Source organism: Shimia sp. MIT910701, assembly GCF_047126315.1.
Taxonomy (GTDB): domain Bacteria; phylum Pseudomonadota; class Alphaproteobacteria; order Rhodobacterales; family Rhodobacteraceae; genus Shimia.
On the sequence record NZ_CP138953.1, the window covers coordinates 3231294 to 3247315 of the forward strand.

17 protein-coding genes are annotated in these 16022 nt (G+C 59.1%); 12 read left to right on the forward strand and 5 right to left on the reverse strand.

The window, feature by feature from the left end:
* Positions 1-214: 214 nt before the first annotated feature.
* The 8 genes from guaA (at position 215) to SIB38_RS15675 (ending at position 6507) form a co-directional block, all read left to right on the forward strand.
* Positions 215-1774, forward strand: a complete 1560-nt coding sequence (gene guaA / locus SIB38_RS15640) for a glutamine-hydrolyzing GMP synthase (RefSeq protein ID WP_294114506.1) — start codon at positions 215-217, stop codon at positions 1772-1774.
* Between the two features lie 106 nt (positions 1775-1880).
* Positions 1881-2228 carry a hypothetical protein gene (locus tag SIB38_RS15645; RefSeq protein ID WP_412550572.1) on the forward strand — a complete coding sequence of 116 codons (348 nt, stop codon included), beginning with the start codon at positions 1881-1883 and terminating at the stop codon, positions 2226-2228.
* Between the two features lie 80 nt (positions 2229-2308).
* A complete protein-coding gene (locus SIB38_RS15650; RefSeq protein ID WP_294114502.1) occupies positions 2309-2587 on the forward strand; it encodes a putative quinol monooxygenase in 279 nt (92 codons plus the stop codon).
* Positions 2584-3456 (forward strand): DMT family transporter, encoded by an 873-nt coding sequence (locus SIB38_RS15655; RefSeq protein ID WP_412550573.1) that lies wholly within the window; start codon positions 2584-2586, stop codon positions 3454-3456. The genes SIB38_RS15650 and SIB38_RS15655 overlap by 4 nt, the downstream gene beginning before the upstream one ends.
* Before the next feature lie 113 nt (positions 3457-3569).
* Positions 3570-4697: an OmpP1/FadL family transporter gene (locus SIB38_RS15660; RefSeq protein WP_412550574.1), complete on the forward strand. Its 1128-nt coding sequence runs from the start codon at positions 3570-3572 to the stop codon at positions 4695-4697.
* Positions 4698-4851: 154 nt separating this feature from the next.
* Complete coding sequence (locus tag SIB38_RS15665) at positions 4852-5718, forward strand: DMT family transporter (RefSeq protein ID WP_412552053.1); 867 nt, start codon at positions 4852-4854, stop codon at positions 5716-5718.
* Between the two features lie 67 nt (positions 5719-5785).
* Complete coding sequence (locus tag SIB38_RS15670; RefSeq protein ID WP_412550575.1) at positions 5786-6079, forward strand: DUF1330 domain-containing protein; 294 nt, start codon at positions 5786-5788, stop codon at positions 6077-6079.
* Positions 6076-6507, forward strand: a complete 432-nt coding sequence (locus SIB38_RS15675; protein WP_412550576.1) for a TerB family tellurite resistance protein — start codon at positions 6076-6078, stop codon at positions 6505-6507. The genes SIB38_RS15670 and SIB38_RS15675 overlap by 4 nt, the downstream gene beginning before the upstream one ends.
* Before the next feature lie 21 nt (positions 6508-6528).
* Here the strand turns inward: SIB38_RS15675 and SIB38_RS15680 are convergent, their stop codons facing one another.
* The 5 genes from SIB38_RS15680 to SIB38_RS15700 form a co-directional block, all read right to left on the reverse strand.
* Entirely contained in the window at positions 6529-7929 is a 1401-nt protein-coding gene (locus SIB38_RS15680) for a TRAP transporter large permease (RefSeq protein WP_412550577.1), read from the reverse strand.
* 14 nt (positions 7930-7943) lie between these two features.
* Positions 7944-8576: a TRAP transporter small permease subunit gene (locus SIB38_RS15685; RefSeq protein ID WP_294114489.1), complete on the reverse strand. Its 633-nt coding sequence runs from the start codon at positions 8574-8576 to the stop codon at positions 7944-7946.
* A gap of 217 nt (positions 8577-8793) precedes the next feature.
* Entirely contained in the window at positions 8794-9804 is a 1011-nt protein-coding gene (dctP, locus tag SIB38_RS15690; protein WP_294114487.1) for a TRAP transporter substrate-binding protein DctP, read from the reverse strand.
* A 123-nt stretch (positions 9805-9927) separates the two neighbouring features.
* Complete coding sequence (locus tag SIB38_RS15695) at positions 9928-11268, reverse strand: sigma-54-dependent transcriptional regulator (RefSeq protein WP_294114485.1); 1341 nt, start codon at positions 11266-11268, stop codon at positions 9928-9930.
* The gene (locus SIB38_RS15700) at positions 11265-12998 is read right to left on the reverse strand and encodes an ATP-binding protein (RefSeq protein ID WP_412550578.1); all 1734 of its coding nucleotides are present in this window, start codon (positions 12996-12998) and stop codon (positions 11265-11267) included. Before SIB38_RS15700 ends, SIB38_RS15695 begins: the two co-directional genes overlap by 4 nt.
* 171 nt (positions 12999-13169) lie before the next feature.
* On the opposite strand from SIB38_RS15700, the gene SIB38_RS15705 reads away from it, so the two are divergent.
* The 4 genes from SIB38_RS15705 to SIB38_RS15720 all read left to right on the forward strand — a co-directional run bounded on the left by SIB38_RS15705 (position 13170) and on the right by SIB38_RS15720 (position 15978).
* Positions 13170-13610, forward strand: a complete 441-nt coding sequence (locus SIB38_RS15705) for a TerB family tellurite resistance protein (RefSeq protein ID WP_412550579.1) — start codon at positions 13170-13172, stop codon at positions 13608-13610.
* Positions 13607-14341 (forward strand): phosphate/phosphite/phosphonate ABC transporter substrate-binding protein, encoded by a 735-nt coding sequence (locus SIB38_RS15710; protein ID WP_294114481.1) that lies wholly within the window; start codon positions 13607-13609, stop codon positions 14339-14341. The genes SIB38_RS15705 and SIB38_RS15710 overlap by 4 nt, the downstream gene beginning before the upstream one ends.
* Positions 14342-14469: 128 nt before the next feature.
* Positions 14470-15243: an ABC transporter ATP-binding protein gene (locus SIB38_RS15715; RefSeq protein ID WP_294114479.1), complete on the forward strand. Its 774-nt coding sequence runs from the start codon at positions 14470-14472 to the stop codon at positions 15241-15243.
* A 27-nt stretch (positions 15244-15270) separates the two neighbouring features.
* The gene (locus SIB38_RS15720; RefSeq protein ID WP_294114477.1) at positions 15271-15978 is read left to right on the forward strand and encodes a transporter substrate-binding domain-containing protein; all 708 of its coding nucleotides are present in this window, start codon (positions 15271-15273) and stop codon (positions 15976-15978) included.
* Positions 15979-16022 lie beyond the last annotated feature (44 nt).

A 16022-nucleotide genomic window follows, 5' to 3' on the forward strand; every position in this document is an offset into this window, starting at 1 on the left:
CAGGCTGAATTGATATCCTTGTGAAAGGTCTACCCCTCCCACCAAGGCCTCTCCGGTTGGTTAGCGTCCTTTGAAACAAAAATGCGACATTGACCAGTCGTTTTAGACCCTTCCTCTCCGCTCTCCTGCGGTTGATTGCCTCTTGCGGCAAAAACCCTGATTTGAACGCGCGAACGATCTTGCGAAAAACGCCACTCTTCTCTATGCGTCCGCCATGACCCAGACATCCCACGACCGCCTTCTTATCATTGACTTCGGCAGCCAGGTTACCCAGCTGATCGCCCGTCGCCTGCGCGAGCTGAACGTCTACTGTGAAATCCACCCGTATCAGAACGTCGACATGGACTTTGTACGCAGCTATGCGCCCAAGGCTGTGATCTTCTCCGGTGGCCCCGACAGCGTGACCCGCGAAGGTTCCCCACGCGCGCCGCAAGAGATTTTTGACTACGGTGTACCAATCCTTGGCATCTGCTACGGTCAGCAGACCATGATGACCCAATTGGGCGGCAAGGTCGAAAGCGGCCACGGCACAGCCGAATTTGGCCGCGCCTATGTGACACCAAACAACTCGCTCGACATTCTCGACGGCTGGTTTGCTGACGGTGACGAGCAGGTCTGGATGTCCCACGGCGACCACGTCAGCGAAATCGCTCCGGGCTTTGAGGTCTACGGCACCTCGCCCAACGCGCCTTACGCCATCACCGCCGACACGTCCCGCCACTTCTACGCCGTGCAATTCCACCCGGAAGTGCACCACACACCAAACGGCGCAAAGCTCTATGAGAACTTTGTGAAACTGGCGGGTTTCAAAGGTGACTGGACCATGGGCGCCTACCGCGCCGAGATGGTCGAGAAAATCAAAACCCAGGTTGGCGACAAGAAAGTCATCTGTGCGCTTTCTGGCGGCGTGGACAGCTCTGTCGCCGCCGCCCTGCTGCACGAAGCCATTGGCGATCAACTGACCTGTGTCTTTGTCGACCACGGCCTGCTGCGCAAGAACGAAGCCGACGAAGTGGTCGGCATGTTCCGCGACCACATGAACCTGCAAGTCATCCACGCGGATGAAACCGAACTCTTCCTTGGGGAACTCGAAGGTCAGTCTGACCCCGAAACCAAGCGCAAGATTATCGGCAAGCTCTTCATCGACGTGTTCCAGAAATACGCAGACCAGATCGAAGGTGCCGAATTCCTGGCACAAGGCACGCTCTATCCTGACGTGATCGAGTCCGTGTCCTTCTCCGGCGGTCCTTCCGTGACCATCAAAAGCCACCACAACGTCGGTGGCCTGCCAGAGAAAATGGGCCTCAAGCTGGTTGAGCCTCTGCGCGAACTGTTCAAAGACGAAGTCCGCGCCTTGGGTCACGAGTTGGGCCTGCCAGCGCACTTCATCGGCCGTCACCCCTTCCCGGGACCGGGCCTTGCCATTCGCTGCCCGGGTGAGATCACCCGCGAGAAACTGGAGATCCTGCGCGAAGCGGACGCCATCTACATCGATCAGATCCGTAAGCACGGCCTGTATGATGACATCTGGCAAGCCTTCGTGGCGATCCTGCCCGTGCGCACCGTGGGGGTGATGGGCGACGGCCGCACCTACGACTACGCCTGTGCGCTGCGCGCGGTGACTTCAGTGGACGGCATGACCGCGGATTACTATCCGTTCAGCCACGAGTTCCTTGGTGAAACCGCCACACGGATCATCAATGAGGTCAAGGGCATCAACCGCTGTACCTACGACATCACCTCGAAGCCTCCGGGCACCATCGAGTGGGAATAACAGTCAGCTAAAAGTTACCTAAAATGCGAGATTAACCGATCTCGCATTTTTGCTTTCCGCTTCCCGATCCCTTGCGCCACACTGGCCAAGGATTTGGAACGGACACATGCGCGCACTCTTGACATCAATTCTTCTCACCATGGCCGCTACACAAGCTTTTGCTGCACCGCCGCTGGCCTGTGAAATGCGCAACTCTCCGTTGGTCTTCACGGTCACCGACAAAGCCGTCTACATGCGCACCGGCGAGAAATCCCGCACCCTGCCCGCCAAAGCCCTTCCGCAAGATCACGAGGGCTGGCCCCGCGTCTGGCTGCTACAAGAGCCGCCAAGTGCACATATGTTGCTGGTCTCCGAAGGCACCTGCCAAACCGACTACGGCACCTTTCCACTCTCTGTGTCCCTCAACACACTTGGCCTCGGCCAACGCTCCGGCTGCTGCACCATCGCGGAGTGATCTAGCTCCAGCTCCAGACGTCGCGAAATTAGTACACAAGCGCACTTGTTCCTCTGAGCAAGACCTGCCACGGTCCGCGCATGATCAAGCTGTCCGGATATATCGACGTGCCCGCCACCCGCCTCGCGGCCGTCTCAGACGCGCTGCCCAAGCACATCGCGCTAACCCGCGCCGAAGCAGGCTGCCTTTCGTTTGAGGTCACACCGGATGCGGCACATGCCGGACGCTTCCAGGTCGCCGAGCTCTTTGTGGATCGCGCAGCTTTTGACGCCCATCAAACCCGCACAAAAGCCTCCGAATGGGCCAAAATCACAGACGGCATCCCCCGCAGCTATCAAATCGAAGGCCTCACGGAATGAACGACACCTTTAAAGCCGCCTTCTGGATGAGTGGCGCAATTCTGTCTTTCACCTCAATGGCGATTGCCGGCCGCGCGGTGAGCTTTGAACTCGATACGTTTGAGATCATGATGTACCGCAGCTTTGTCGGCGTTGTGCTTGTAGTTGGGGTCGCCGGACTTGCAGGCACCTTAAACCAGATCTCCACCCGCAACATGGGTTTGCATTTCATCCGCAACCTGAGCCATTTTGCCGGCCAAAACCTCTGGTTCTACGCCATCACCGTGATCCCCTTGGCTCAGGTCTTTGCCCTGGAGTTTACTTCCCCCATCTGGGCCATCCTGCTCTCCCCGCTGATCCTGGGAGAGAAACTGCGCCCCATCGGGTTACTTGCCGCCCTGATTGGCTTTTTTGGCATCCTGATTGTCGCCCGTCCCAATCCCCAAACGCTTGACGTCGGCCAAATTACAGCCGCCTGCGCCGCCATCGGCTTCGCGCTCTCTGCGCTATTCACCCGCAAACTGACCCGCACGGAAAGCATCACCTGCATCCTATTTTACCTCGCGCTCATGCAAGCTGCTTTCGGCGTGATCTTTGCGGGGTTCGACGGCGACATTGCTTTGCCCTCAGCCAACAGCTTGCCTTGGATCGTGTTGATCGCCTGCGCCGGACTGGTGGCCCACTATTGCCTAACCACGGCGCTGCGACTCGCACCCGCATCGGTTGTTATGCCGATCGACTTCATTCGGTTGCCGCTTATAGCTGTTGTAGGAATGACACTGTACGCAGAACAAATCGATCTGTGGGTGCTGGTCGGAGCCGCAGTGATTTTTGCGGGCAATTACCTTAACATATTGTCCCAAGTGCGCACAAAACCTGCGCCAAAGTGACGCAAAGTCATGGCAAATGGCACCTTACCTTAACGTTGACTTAAACAAAGTTGCCCGAATAGCCTGTGGCGGACAAATAAAATAACACTCAAAAAAACACGGGACATATGAAGATGAAAAAAGCGCTTTGGGGAGCGACCGCACTGACACTGGTCGCTAGCACGTCTTTCGCCGGCGGTATCGACCGCTCCGGCCAAGGGGTCAACATCCTCTTTGAGGAAGGCAACTACGCACAGTTCACACTTTCGCGGATCAACCCGGATGTGAATGGCAAACCAGCAATAACTGGCGCGTACGGCGATGCCAATAATGTCGCTCAAGGCTACAATCAGTTGTCTTTTGGTTACAAGCACCAAGTTAATGACAACTGGTCGGTAGCCTTAATCGCGGATCAACCATATGGCGCACATGTTTTATATGCGGACGGACCTTTCAGCAACGTAGGTAGCGGAGGCGCGCTGCCTTACAACGCTCAGGCTGACATTGACAGCCGTGCCCTAACCTTCCTCGCACAGTACGAACTCGGAAATGGGTTTAGTATTCACGGCGGTGCTCGTGGCGTGTCCGTAAAAGGTCTTATCGAGGCCGGAGACGGTCGCCTGAATGCGGATAGTGATTATAACTGGGGCGGTGTCATTGGTGTTGCATATGAGAAACCAGAAATCGCACTTCGCGTTGCGTTGACATATGCAAGCGCAATCGATGTGGACTTCGACGGCAGCATTAGCCAATTGGTTGCCCCCGGCACTCTGGCGCCGGAAATGCCGACTGACTTCTCTGTCGAGTTCCCTGAGAGTGTGAACCTAGATTTCCAAACTGGCGTCGCGGCCAACACTCTTGTGTTTGGTTCTGCCCGCTGGGTGGGCTGGGGAGGCTTCAATCTAACGACACCTGGCCTTGCCGGAGACATCGAATGGGTAAACTTTGCCGATGACACAACCACGTACCGTCTCGGAGTCGGACAACGTCTAAACGACCAGTGGTCCGTCGCACTGGTTGCCGGATACGAAAGCGCTGGCACGCGTCCTTCTACCACAGCACTTGCGCCAACAACCGGTTCCAAGAGTATTGGCGTCGCGGCAACATACACAAGCCCGACAAACTGGGTGGTGTCTGGCGGTCTGGAATATGTCATTCCAGGCGACCAAAGCGTTCAGGTCTCAGGCGGTGCAGCACCTGACCTACAGTTCAACGACAACTCCGCTATCGCAATGGGTATCCGCATCGGCTACCGCTTCTAAGTCAGCGCAAACCAGTTCTTTAGAGCCCTGCCTCTTTGGCGGGGCTTTTCTTTTGCGCAGGTTGCGGAGTGAGTGCCACCGCGCAAACCACTAAACCCTCCTCATCAGCACACAAAAACACCTCACGCCCCGCGTTTGGGCCGAACTCTTCCTGCTGGCTGTCCTCTGGGGTGCGGTCTTCTTTGCCAATCGCATTGCGCTTGATGAGATCGGTCCCCTTTCGCTTGTGGCCCACAGAACCCTTTGGGCGGCGCTCCTGCTATGGCTGGTGATCTTGGCAACCCAAACCCCTCTCCCGCGCAGTCCGCGTCTCTGGAGCGCCTTTCTGGTGATGGGGCTGCTCAACAACCTGATCCCCTTCGGCCTGCTCAACTTCGCCCAACTCACCATCGAAAGCGGCCTCGCCTCAATCTTCAACGCCGCCACGGCGTTCTGGGGCGTGCTGCTCGCCGCGCTCTTCCTGCCCGACGAGCGCCTCACCCTTGCCAAAACCCTCGGCATTGGCCTCGGCTTCCTCGGAGTCGCCACCGCCATCGGCCTCAGCCATCTGACCGCGTTGGACCCACGCTCCCTCGCTCAGATCGCCGCCCTGCTGGCTACGCTGTCTTACGGTTTCGCCGGTGTCTGGGCCCGCAAACATCTCGCCGGATGCTCTCCATTGGTCGCCTCCGCGGGCATGCTCACCTGCACAACCCTTCTGGCCCTGCCCTTGGCCCATGTCACCGAGGCGCCGTTCACACTCAACCTGTCCGCGCCCACATGGGCCGCCAATGCCTATGCCGGCATCCTGGGCACTGCCGCTGCCTACCTGCTCTACTACCGCGTTCTCGCCGCCGCAGGCTCTGGCAACCTGCTGGTGGTCACATTGCTGATCCCGCCTGTCGCCATCCTGCTGGGCACCGCCTTCCTCAACGAAGCGCTTCCCCCTCGCACCTTTGCTGGCGTTGCCCTGCTCACCCTTGGTCTCATTGTCCTCGACGGTCGACTACTCGCGCGCCTACGCCGCAAAAAACCGGCCTGACACCGCTTGCCAACTGCCCGCCCACTTGGCACCTTGCTTGGTAACAAAACCAACAAGGGAGGCCAGAATGGCCAAAGGCTACTGGATCGGTCGCGTCGATGTGGAGGACATCGACGGCTATCAAAAATACGTTCAGGCCAACGCCAAACCGTTTGCGGACTTTGGCGCCAAGTTCCTCATCCGCGGCGGGCAATTCGAAAACCCCGAAGGCAGCGCCCGCAGCCGCAATGTCGTCATCGAGTTCCCAAGCTACCAGGACGCGCTCGACTGCTACATAAGCGCCGATTACCAGGCCGCAAAAGCCCTGCGTGATCCCGTCAGCACCGGAGACATCGTCATCATCGAGGGCTACGATCCATGATCTGGGACCACCTACTTGACCGCCTTCGTGGCAAAACCGACACCGATCCACTGCCCGAGCCGGATGAAAAGCTCGCCCTTGGCGCGCTCTTGGTGCGGGTTGCCAAATCCGATGACAACTACCACGCGCTGGAAATCAGCGAGATTGACCGCATTCTCGCCACCACCTTTGACCTCAATCCGATTGAGGCCGCCAAACTGCGTGCCACCTGCGAGAAACTGGAGCACAACGCCCCTGGCACACCGGATTTCGCACTGCTGATCCGCGAAAACGTAGACTACCCGCACCGCTTGGAAGTGGCGCAAAAGATGGTTGATGTGATTGAGGCGGATGGCAAACACGCCCCGGCTGAGGACGCCAGCTTGTTGGAGATTTCCAAGCTGATGGGCATCAAGCCCGAAGACACACCAATCGGCCCCGCTTCCTAAGCAGGGCCGACAGGCTTTTGTTTATGCCAGACTTGGCAACCAGAGCACAATCGCCGGGAAGGCCACCAGCAGCGCGATGGTGATGGCATCGGCGATGAAGAACGGCGTTACACCTTTGAACACGTCCTGAACGCTCAGATCATCGCGCACACCGGCCACAACAAAACAGTTCAGGCCAATCGGCGGCGTGATCAGACAGAACTCCGCCATCTTCACCACCAGGATCCCAAACCAGATCGCGCACATCGGCCCGCTCATGCCAAAGGTGCTGTCGGCTGCGGAGACAAACTCACCGCCATTCAGTGCCATCACCGCCGGATAGACCACCGGCAGGGTCAAAAGCAGCATGCCAATCGCATCCATAAACATCCCCAGCACCGCATAGGCCAGCAGGATACAGATCAGGATCAGCATAGGTGACATGGTCAACGAGGTGATCCAATCCGAGAACGCGCTTGGCAGGTCCGCAAAGCCCAGGAAGCGCACGTAGATCAACACGCCCCAGATGATGGTGAAAATCATCACCGACAGCTTCGCGGTTTCCAGCAGCGCATCCTTGAGCTCAGACCAGCGCATGCCGCGATAGAGCGCCATCAGGAAGACCACAAAAGCCCCAATCGCCCCACCCTCAGTTGGCGTGCCCCAGGCATCGCCGCCAAACGGGTTGTAGACAAAAAAGATGATGGTCACGACCACAAACACAATCGGCAAGGCCGGTGGTAGTGCGGTGAAACGCTCTTTCCAGGTAAAGCCAGACACGGGCGGGCCAAAGCCTTTGATGGTCATCGCCATGCCGATGATCAGCAGGCCATAAATCACCGCCGAAAACGCCCCCGGGATAAAGCCCGCGAGCAAGAGCTTACCCACGTCCTGCTCCACGATGATGGCATAGATCACCAGGATCGCCGACGGCGGGATCAAGGACGCTAGAGTGCCGCCAGCCGCCACAACGCCCGCTGCAAAACGTTTGTCATAGCCAATCGCCAGCATCTCCGGGATCGCAATCCGCGCAAACACCGCCGAGGTTGCCACAGATGCACCAGACACCGCCGCAAAACCCGCGGTAGCAAACACCGTGGACACCGCCAAGCCACCCGGTACCCAGGCCAGCCAGCGTTTGGCCGCCTCAAACAGTGCCTTGGTCAGCCCAGCGTAATACGCCAGATAGCCAATCAAGATAAACGTCGGGATCAGGCTCAATGCCTGGCTCGACACTTTGGAATGCGGCACCTGCCCGGCAGTTTTGACCGCCACGGTCAGCGCCTTGCCAAACCGCTCGGGCGCGTAGCCAAACTTGGCCCAGAAAATCCAGATGAGACCAATCATCCCGGCCAAACCGGCCGCAAACGCCACCCGCATGCCCAACACAACCATCACCAGCAATCCGCCGGAGACCACCAACCCAATATCAATCGGTTCCATGTTCTTGTTCTTTCCTAGGAATCATGGCCGGAGACATGCTCCGCTTCCATCGCCGCCTGCGTGGCCGCATCAATCACCAAAGGCACCGCCACCGGCGTGGTGGCATTGGTCACAAAGGCTTTGGCAAAAGCACAAAGCTGCAACACCAGCCGCACACAGAGCACCGAGAAGGCCACCGGTGCCAAAAGCTTGGCAGGCCACAGAGGCAAAGCAATGTCCATCGAGCTGTCCCGGCTCCACATCGGCGATCCAAAGTCAAAACTGCGATCAAAATGCGCCCAAGTGCCCCAAACCAGCAGCACCATTAGGAACAGAACCGCGCTGGTGGTGATGAACTCCACCAAGTAAAGCACACGGCCTTTGAGCTGGCCCACAAGGATGTCCATGCGAATATGCCCACCGTCGCGCATCACATAAGACGCGCCCATAAAGGCAATCAGCGGCATCGCCTGCTCGATCCAGTCCACATAGCCCGGCAGAGGCGAGTTGAAGAAATTTCGCCCTGCGACGGAAAACACCGCCATGAGCATCAGAGAGAACACCGCCAGTCCGCTCACCAAAGCTAAGGCTTTTTCGAGTTTGTAGAACTGCGTGTCAATTTTGCTGAGGGTGCTGTTGTCCGTCAGCACCGAAGTTGCGCTGGCCATAAAACCTCCCGCTTGTCATGAGGCGCGCCTGCGGCGCACAGGGTTTGCGCATCTTGTGATGCGCCCTAGGCGAGGCGCTGCCTCGCGCTCCGGGATATTGTGAGAATGAGAAACAAGACATGTAGGTACATACCGCTTCTCATTCGCAAAATATCCCGGGGGAGTTTCACACCAAATTGGTGTGAGACGGGGGCAGCGCCCCCGCCTACCGGACAGCTTAGCTGCCGTTTGCGATCATGCCTGTAACCATGTCGTAAAGCTCCTGCGCAGGCAGGCCGCGCGCGGTGTTCTCTTCGATCCAGGCTTTGGCGGCTGGGGCTGCCGCTGCTTCTTTGAACGCCGCAATCTCTTCGTCGGTGAAGGAGACTTTGGTGATGCCGCGCTCATCCAGAGCTGGGCCCCAGGCGTCCATGGTCTTGCCGTTGTAGGTGGTCACATAGTGATCCAGAGACTCTTCCACAGAGCCCAACAGCGCCTCACGGTGCGCGTCAGACAGGCTGTTCAGCGCTTCGGTGTTCACCACTACCGGGCAGTTCACGGTGCCCGGGTTCAGGTTGGTGGTCCACCAGGTGGCGTTTTCGATGGTGCCATAGGACATATGCGCGTGCGGCGCGAAGGCCACCGCTTTTACAACGCCGCTGTCCATTGCCTGACGCACTTCGGTCGCAGACATGGAGGTTGGCACAGCGCCCACGGTTTCCATGGCTTTGCCGATACCGCCGGTGGCGCGCACGCTCAGACCTGCAAAATCATCCAGTTTGGCTGGCGCATCGCCCATGCCCACGAGGTTGTACTGTGGCAGCGGCGACGGCATCAGCAGAGTTGCGTCCCAGCGAGCCAGGTCTTCCACAACCGCAGGGTGCTGATAGACCGCCATGGACAGGTCGATTTCCTGCTCCAGCGAGCTCACGCCCAAAAACGGCAGTTCCAGCACGGTGATGGATGGGTTCTTGTCGCGGTGATAGCCGGCACAAAACTGCGCCATTTCAAACGCGCCGATGGAGATGCCATCGAGGTTTTCGCGGTTCTTGGACAGGCCACCATAGCTGATGTTCAGGGTGAACTCGCCGCCGGTTTTCTCGGATACCAGCTCCGCCAGCTTCTCAACATGCTCGGTAAACGCGCGGCGCTTGCCCCAGAGGGACACATTCCACTCGGTTGCCATCGCTTCGGTGACAAAGGCCATCGACAGAGCAGCCACAGCCGTCCGGCTCAAAATCTTACGCATGATTTCCTCCCATTTGCGTTTTTCTGTGGGGAGCATGCCGCAAAGGCGCGTCAAATGCCAATGAGAGAATTTGCGTAGGCCAACGCCCCTGCCCTGCGGATTTCCGCAGGGCTGAGCTATGCGCTACAAAAGCGCGTCTTTGTTCAGCCCCAGCTTCACAATCTTCTCGTTGAGCGTCCGCCGGCCAATCCCCAACGCCGCCGCCGCCGCATCCATTCGGCCTTGATGCGCCTTGATCGCCTTGCCGATCAGCTCCCGCTCAAAAGCCGCCACCGCCTCGCGCAAGGTGTCTGGCACATCTTCGGTGCCCAAATCCCCTGCCAAAGCCGCCGCCATTGAGCCGCCCCCCCGCCGCGCGGCCATCACCCGCCGGGCGCAGACGTTGCGCAGCTCGCGCACATTGCCCGGCCAGTCATGCGCCAAAAGCGCTGCCATATCCTCATGGCTTAACGCTGGCACTTCCATCTCATGCATCTGGGCGTATTCCCCCATGAAGTGCCCCGCCAGCAGAGAGAGATCATCGCGACGTTGTCGCAAAGGTGGCACCAGCAACACAAACGTGTTCAGGCGAAACAGCAGATCCGCACGCAACCGGTCATCCGCCACCGCCTGATCCACATCCTCATTGGTGGCCGACACAATCCGCAAGTCTACTTTCACTGGCACGCCGGAACCCACCGGGTACACCTGCTGGTCCTCGATCACCCGCAACAGCTTGGCCTGCACCACCGGCGGGCAACTGCTGACCTCATCGAGAAACAATGTCCCGCCTGAGGCCGCTTGCAACCGCCCCTCCGGGCCACCGGCAACGCCAAACATCTCCGCTTCAAAACTGTCCGGATGCAGCGCCGCGCAGTTCACCGCCAAAAACGGTCGATCCGACCGGGTGCTCAGATCATGTAAAGCCCGCGCCACCAACTCCTTGCCGGTACCCGTCTCGCCAAGCACCATGACGGCGCCATCCAGCCCGGCCAAGTCCAGTACCTCTTCGCGCAGGGCTGCAACCGCGGCCGTTTGTCCCAGCAACACGCGGTCCAAACCGGACAGGGCAAACAGCCGCTCCTTCAGCCGCGCGTTGCTGGCCTTCATCCGGCTTTGCTCCGCCGCATGAGTCAGGATGGTCAGCAACCGACGCGGCTCATAAGGCTTTTCAACAAAGCTATAGGCCCCCGCCTGCATCGCCTCCACCGCCATCGGAATGTCTCCATGGGCCGAGATCAGCACCAAAGGCGGCGCGAAATCGCGATCGAGTTGCGCCAACAGGTCCAGCCCGCTCATCCCCGGCATGCGTACGTCCGACAGGATCACATCGGGATGTATCTCGCCCAGTTTATCGAGCGCACGATCCGCCCGTGGCACGGCCTCCGCCTGCCATCCTGCGGCTTCCATCAACGCCAGCAACGACTGGCGCATGGATTTGTCATCATCCACAATCAAAAGGCTGAAAGGTTGCTCGTCGCTCATATCATCTGCTCGTTGTTGTCCTGCACCGCAGGCAGTTCCACGCGGAACACCGCGCCCCCTTCGGGCCGATCCTTTGCGCTCATGGTGCCGTCGTGATCCTTGATAATGCTGGCAGAAATCGCAAGACCCAGCCCCATGCCGCGCCCGCTGGCCCGCGTGGTCACAAAGGGTTCCTGCAAATCCGGAAGGCTCGCGGCCCCTAGCCCATGCCCAGTATCTGCCACCTCGAAGTAGGCAACCTCGCCCTCTTGCCCAACTGTCACAGACAGGCGCGACACCGCGTTCTCCTCTTCCATCGCGTCACAGGCATTGCGCAGCACATTGGTAATCACCTGCTCCAACCGTAGCCGGTTGCCCCGCACCCAAACTGGCTCTTCTGCTTGCTGCAAATCCACCTGCACAGCACCTTTCTCGATGTTGGGCGCCAACAACCTCACCCCCGCCTGCATCGCCGCGCGCAGATCAAACACCTCAAAGGCCTCTTCACTGCTGGTTGCAAAAAATTTCAACTGCCGGGTGATGCCTTCCATGCGCCCGACCAGCCCACTGATCTCGCCCCCCAGCCGCGCCGCATTCTGTGGATTAATCTCCGCCGCCGCCAGATGATTGCGCATGGCGGCAATCGGTTGCCCTAACTCATGAGTCACTGAGGCCGACAACTGTCCTAAAGCCGCCAAGCGGCTGGCCTGCTCGAGCTCCTTCTGGGTCTTCTGCAACCGCGCCTCAGCCGCCTTGCGCTCTGTCACTTCCACGGCCAGCTTCTGGTTCGAGCTGCGCAGCTGCGCTTCTTCCTTCTCCGCCCGCTTCAGCGCCCGCCCTACGCGCCGCGCCCGCTGCACCTGAAACACAATCATCAGCGCGCCCGCCAGAAACACCACCGCTGCCGTCGCCAGCCAGCTGCGCGCCACGGCACGGTCATCATCGGCAAAATAATGTAGCTGCCAGCCGTCCGGCAGATCATCCGCCACCAGATGCATACGCTCGTCCCCACCAATCACCGCGCGATTGTCCGCCTTCACCCGCCACTGCAGCGGGTCCAACGGTTGCCCGGAGAACTGCCGCACCGCGCCAATCTCTTGCTTTTGTGTCTCTGTCAAAGGTGTTAGCGCGCGATAGCGCCATGCGGGATCAGAGGCCAAAAGCACCACGCCGTCGCTGTTGGTCAGAATCACCTGCTGCCCGGCCCGCCGCCAGCTGTCTTCCAAAACAGAAAAGCCTTTCTTGATGGCGATCACACCCGCCACCTCATGGCCTTCGACCACCACGCCATCCGCCAGAAACAGCCCCGGCAAGCCTGTGGTCATACCAATGGCATAAAACCGCCCGTGCTTGCCCTGAAGTGCGTCTTTGAAATAGGGGCGGAACCCGTAATTGTGGCCGACAAAGCTGGTTTCGCTGGCGTGATTGGACGCGGCAATGGTGACCCCATTGGCATCCATCAGATAAATCGCCTCCAGCCCCGATTGCCGCGCAAAATCCTCAAGCCGTGCGTTCAGCGGCCCTGTGCCACCACCGGCCACCGCCTCGGTCACAAAGGTGTCCCGCGCCAGAATGTGCGTCAGATGACTGTGCTGCTCCAGCTCCGCCACAACTGTGCTGCGATAGAGCGAGAGCTGCCCCTGCGCCTTGCTCCATTCCTCTTGGGCGAAATAGTCAAACGCCGCCCGTTGCACCACAAAGCCCACCAACAGGGTCAAAATCGCAGAAAGGATCAAGGGACGTCGAGACATTGGGCCGGGCACAGTTGCAAAAGTTGGCGCAGGCTAGGCCAATGCCGCGCGCTTGGAAACGGGATTCTGGGGGCTTTGCCCCCGCCACCGCCAACGGCGCCTCCCCCAGGATATTTGTGGAATGAGAATGAGTGGTTGCGAGACTTTGCAGCGCAACCTACATCTTTGCTTATGTTTGCAGATTTTCTCAAACGCCTGACGGCGCCCGCCCCCGAGACTTTGAATGACTCTGACGCCCGCCTGGCGCTGAGTGCCTTACTGGTGCGTATTGCCCGTGCCGACGGGGTCTATGACCCGGCCGAAGCGGAACGCATTGAGCGCATTGTCACTGGCCGCTATGGCCTCAGCCCGTTTGAGGCCACCGCTCTGCGCAAAGAGGCCGAAACGCTGGAGTCTGAAGCGCCCGACACCGTGCGCTTCACCCGCGCGATCAAGGCCGCGGTGCCGCTGGAGGCGCGCATCGAAGTGATCGAAGCCATGTGGCAGGTGGTGCTGGCGGACGGGGAACGCGATGCCGAAGAAGACAGCCTGATCCGATTGGCCGCCAATCTTTTGGGTATTTCTGACCGAGACAGCGCCTTGGCCCGCCAACGTATGGCCGCGCAAGCATGATCGCTGCCTTTCCCATGTATGACCGGCCCGAGGTGGCCGCCACATGGGATCGACTTTTGCGTCTGTTTCGCGACGCTTACGGGGATGGACCTAACACCCTGTCTCGCGATGGCGATCTTTGGGACATCTGGCAAAGCCCGGACCTTTTGCTGGCCCAAACCTGCGGCTTCCCTTACCGCACACGGCTCAAGAACAACGTCACCCTGATCGGCGCGCCGGATCACGGCATTCTGGAAGCCCCTGCAGGCCACTATTGTTCCGTGATTGTCACGCACCGCCGATTTGAGGGCCGCGAGCTGTCTGCGCTGAACCGCGCCACGCTCGCCTACAATGAGCCTCTCTCGCAATCCGGTTGGGCCGCCGTCTGGCGTCATTTTGACGAACGCGGCTTACGAATCGGGACCCGAATTCAAAGCGGCGCCCATCGGGAATCAGCCCGTTTGGTGGCCGATGGCACGGCAGATTTCGCCGCATTGGATGTGATCAGCTGGAAATTGATGCAGCGCCATGACGCTTTTGCCGAAAACCTTGTTGTCGTCGATCCGACCACGCCCACGCCAGCTTTGCCATTTATTTCCGCACGTTACCAAGATGCACCCCGAATCCAGAAAGCGTTACATGACGCCATTCAAAACCTGACGTTAGGTCAACGCGAGGAATTGTTTCTGCAAGGTCTGGTGACCCTGCCGCAAAGCTCTTATGAGGCTGTGCCAAACCCGCCAGCCCCCTGACCAATTGGCCAAATCTTTGACCAAAATGTCGCTTCCGGGGGCTCAGCCGCCCTTTTGAAAGTTGCAATTGCGCAAATTTTCATTCCTATTGGGCAACCAATGATTAACCCAATACTGATGGGGACACTGTGAGCGAAGCCACGCCCGTTCTGCAAATCCGCGACCTGCACAAGGCCTATGCCAATCTCGAAGTTATCAAGGGCGTGGACATCACCGCGCACCGCGGCGATGTGGTGTCGCTGATTGGCTCGTCTGGTTCCGGCAAATCCACCATCCTGCGTTGCGCCAACCTTCTGGAGCACAGCCAACAGGGCGAGATCCTCTTCAAAGGCGAGCCTGTGACCTGGAAAGGCACCGGCCATGGCCGTGAGCCCTCTGATCCCAAACAGATCCTGCGCATCCGCACCAACCTGTCGATGGTGTTTCAGCAGTTCAACCTGTGGTCCCACATGACCATCCTGCAAAATGTGATGGAAGCGCCAGTCACCGTGTTGGGCCGCGACAAGGGGGAAGTGGAAGAAGCCGCGCATGCGTATCTGAACAAAGTGGGCATCGCCGACAAACACGACGCCTACCCGGCGCAGCTCTCCGGTGGCCAGCAACAGCGCGCCGCCATTGCCCGCGCCTTGGCGATGGAGCCTGAAGCGCTGCTGTTTGACGAGCCCACCTCGGCGCTCGACCCGGAGCTGGAACAAGAAGTTGTGCGTGTGATCAAAGCGCTGGCCGAAGAAGGCCGCACCATGATGATCGTGACCCACGACATGAAAATGGCCCGCGATGTGTCTGATCACGTTGTGTTTTTGCACCAAGGCCTGATCGAAGAACAAGGCGCGCCGGACGAATTGTTCGGCAACCCAAAATCCGAGCGTTTGAAACAGTTCCTGTCTTCAACCGCCGCATAAAAACAACCAACCATAGGGAGCAATACTATGAAAAACCTGATCCTGAGCACCGCCGCACTGGCGCTGACCGCAGGCTTCGCCATGGCCGACACCGTGCGCCTTGGCACCGAGGGCGCCTACCCTCCATACAACTTCATCAACGACGCTGGTGAAGTCGACGGTTTTGAGCGTGAGCTGGGCGACGAGCTCTGCAAACGCGCGGAGCTGACCTGCGAGTGGGTCACCAACGACTGGGACAGCATCATTCCGAACCTGCAGTCCGGCAACTACGACGCCATCATCGCAGGCATGTCCATCACCGATGAGCGTGAAGAGACCATGGACTTCACCCAAGGTTACACCCGCCCATCCCCATCCGCATATGCAGCTCTGTCTGCCGACGTTGACGTGAACTCCGCCATCGTTGCTGCGCAAACCAGCACCATCCAGTCCAGCCACGTGGCCACCACTGGCGCAACTCTGGTGGAATTCAACACCCCAGATGAAACCATCGCAGCTGTGAACGCGGGCGAAGTGGACGCCGTGATGGCGGACAAAGACTTCCTGGCGCCATTTGTGGCTGAAACCGACCTGACCTTCATCGAGGACGTATACCTCGGCGGCGGCATCGGTATGGCCTTCCGCGAGTCTGACGACGAACTGCGCGGCAAGTTCGACGCAGCCATCGCCTCCATGAAGGCAGACGGCACGCTGAACACCCTGCTGGACAAGTGGGAAATCGAAGGCAAGTTCTAAGCCTTCCCCATTTGCAAACCACTTAAGGGGGGGCGTTGGCTCCC

Coding starts and splice junctions, on each gene's coding strand:
- SIB38_RS15645 (WP_412550572.1), top strand. CDS start 1,881: ATGCGCGCACTCTTGACATCAATTCTTCTCACCATGGCCGCTACACAA.
- SIB38_RS15710 (WP_294114481.1), top strand. CDS start 13,607: ATGATCGCTGCCTTTCCCATGTATGACCGGCCCGAGGTGGCCGCCACA.
- SIB38_RS15720 (WP_294114477.1), top strand. CDS start 15,271: ATGAAAAACCTGATCCTGAGCACCGCCGCACTGGCGCTGACCGCAGGC.
- SIB38_RS15670 (WP_412550575.1), top strand. CDS start 5,786: ATGGCCAAAGGCTACTGGATCGGTCGCGTCGATGTGGAGGACATCGAC.
- SIB38_RS15685 (WP_294114489.1), bottom strand. CDS start 8,576: ATGGCCAGCGCAACTTCGGTGCTGACGGACAACAGCACCCTCAGCAAA.
- SIB38_RS15660 (WP_412550574.1), top strand. CDS start 3,570: ATGAAAAAAGCGCTTTGGGGAGCGACCGCACTGACACTGGTCGCTAGC.
- SIB38_RS15675 (WP_412550576.1), top strand. CDS start 6,076: ATGATCTGGGACCACCTACTTGACCGCCTTCGTGGCAAAACCGACACC.
- dctP (WP_294114487.1), bottom strand. CDS start 9,804: ATGCGTAAGATTTTGAGCCGGACGGCTGTGGCTGCTCTGTCGATGGCC.
- SIB38_RS15655 (WP_412550573.1), top strand. CDS start 2,584: ATGAACGACACCTTTAAAGCCGCCTTCTGGATGAGTGGCGCAATTCTG.
- SIB38_RS15705 (WP_412550579.1), top strand. CDS start 13,170: ATGTTTGCAGATTTTCTCAAACGCCTGACGGCGCCCGCCCCCGAGACT.
- SIB38_RS15700 (WP_412550578.1), bottom strand. CDS start 12,998: ATGTCTCGACGTCCCTTGATCCTTTCTGCGATTTTGACCCTGTTGGTG.
- SIB38_RS15650 (WP_294114502.1), top strand. CDS start 2,309: ATGATCAAGCTGTCCGGATATATCGACGTGCCCGCCACCCGCCTCGCG.
- SIB38_RS15680 (WP_412550577.1), bottom strand. CDS start 7,929: ATGGAACCGATTGATATTGGGTTGGTGGTCTCCGGCGGATTGCTGGTG.
- guaA (WP_294114506.1), top strand. CDS start 215: ATGACCCAGACATCCCACGACCGCCTTCTTATCATTGACTTCGGCAGC.
- SIB38_RS15695 (WP_294114485.1), bottom strand. CDS start 11,268: ATGAGCGACGAGCAACCTTTCAGCCTTTTGATTGTGGATGATGACAAA.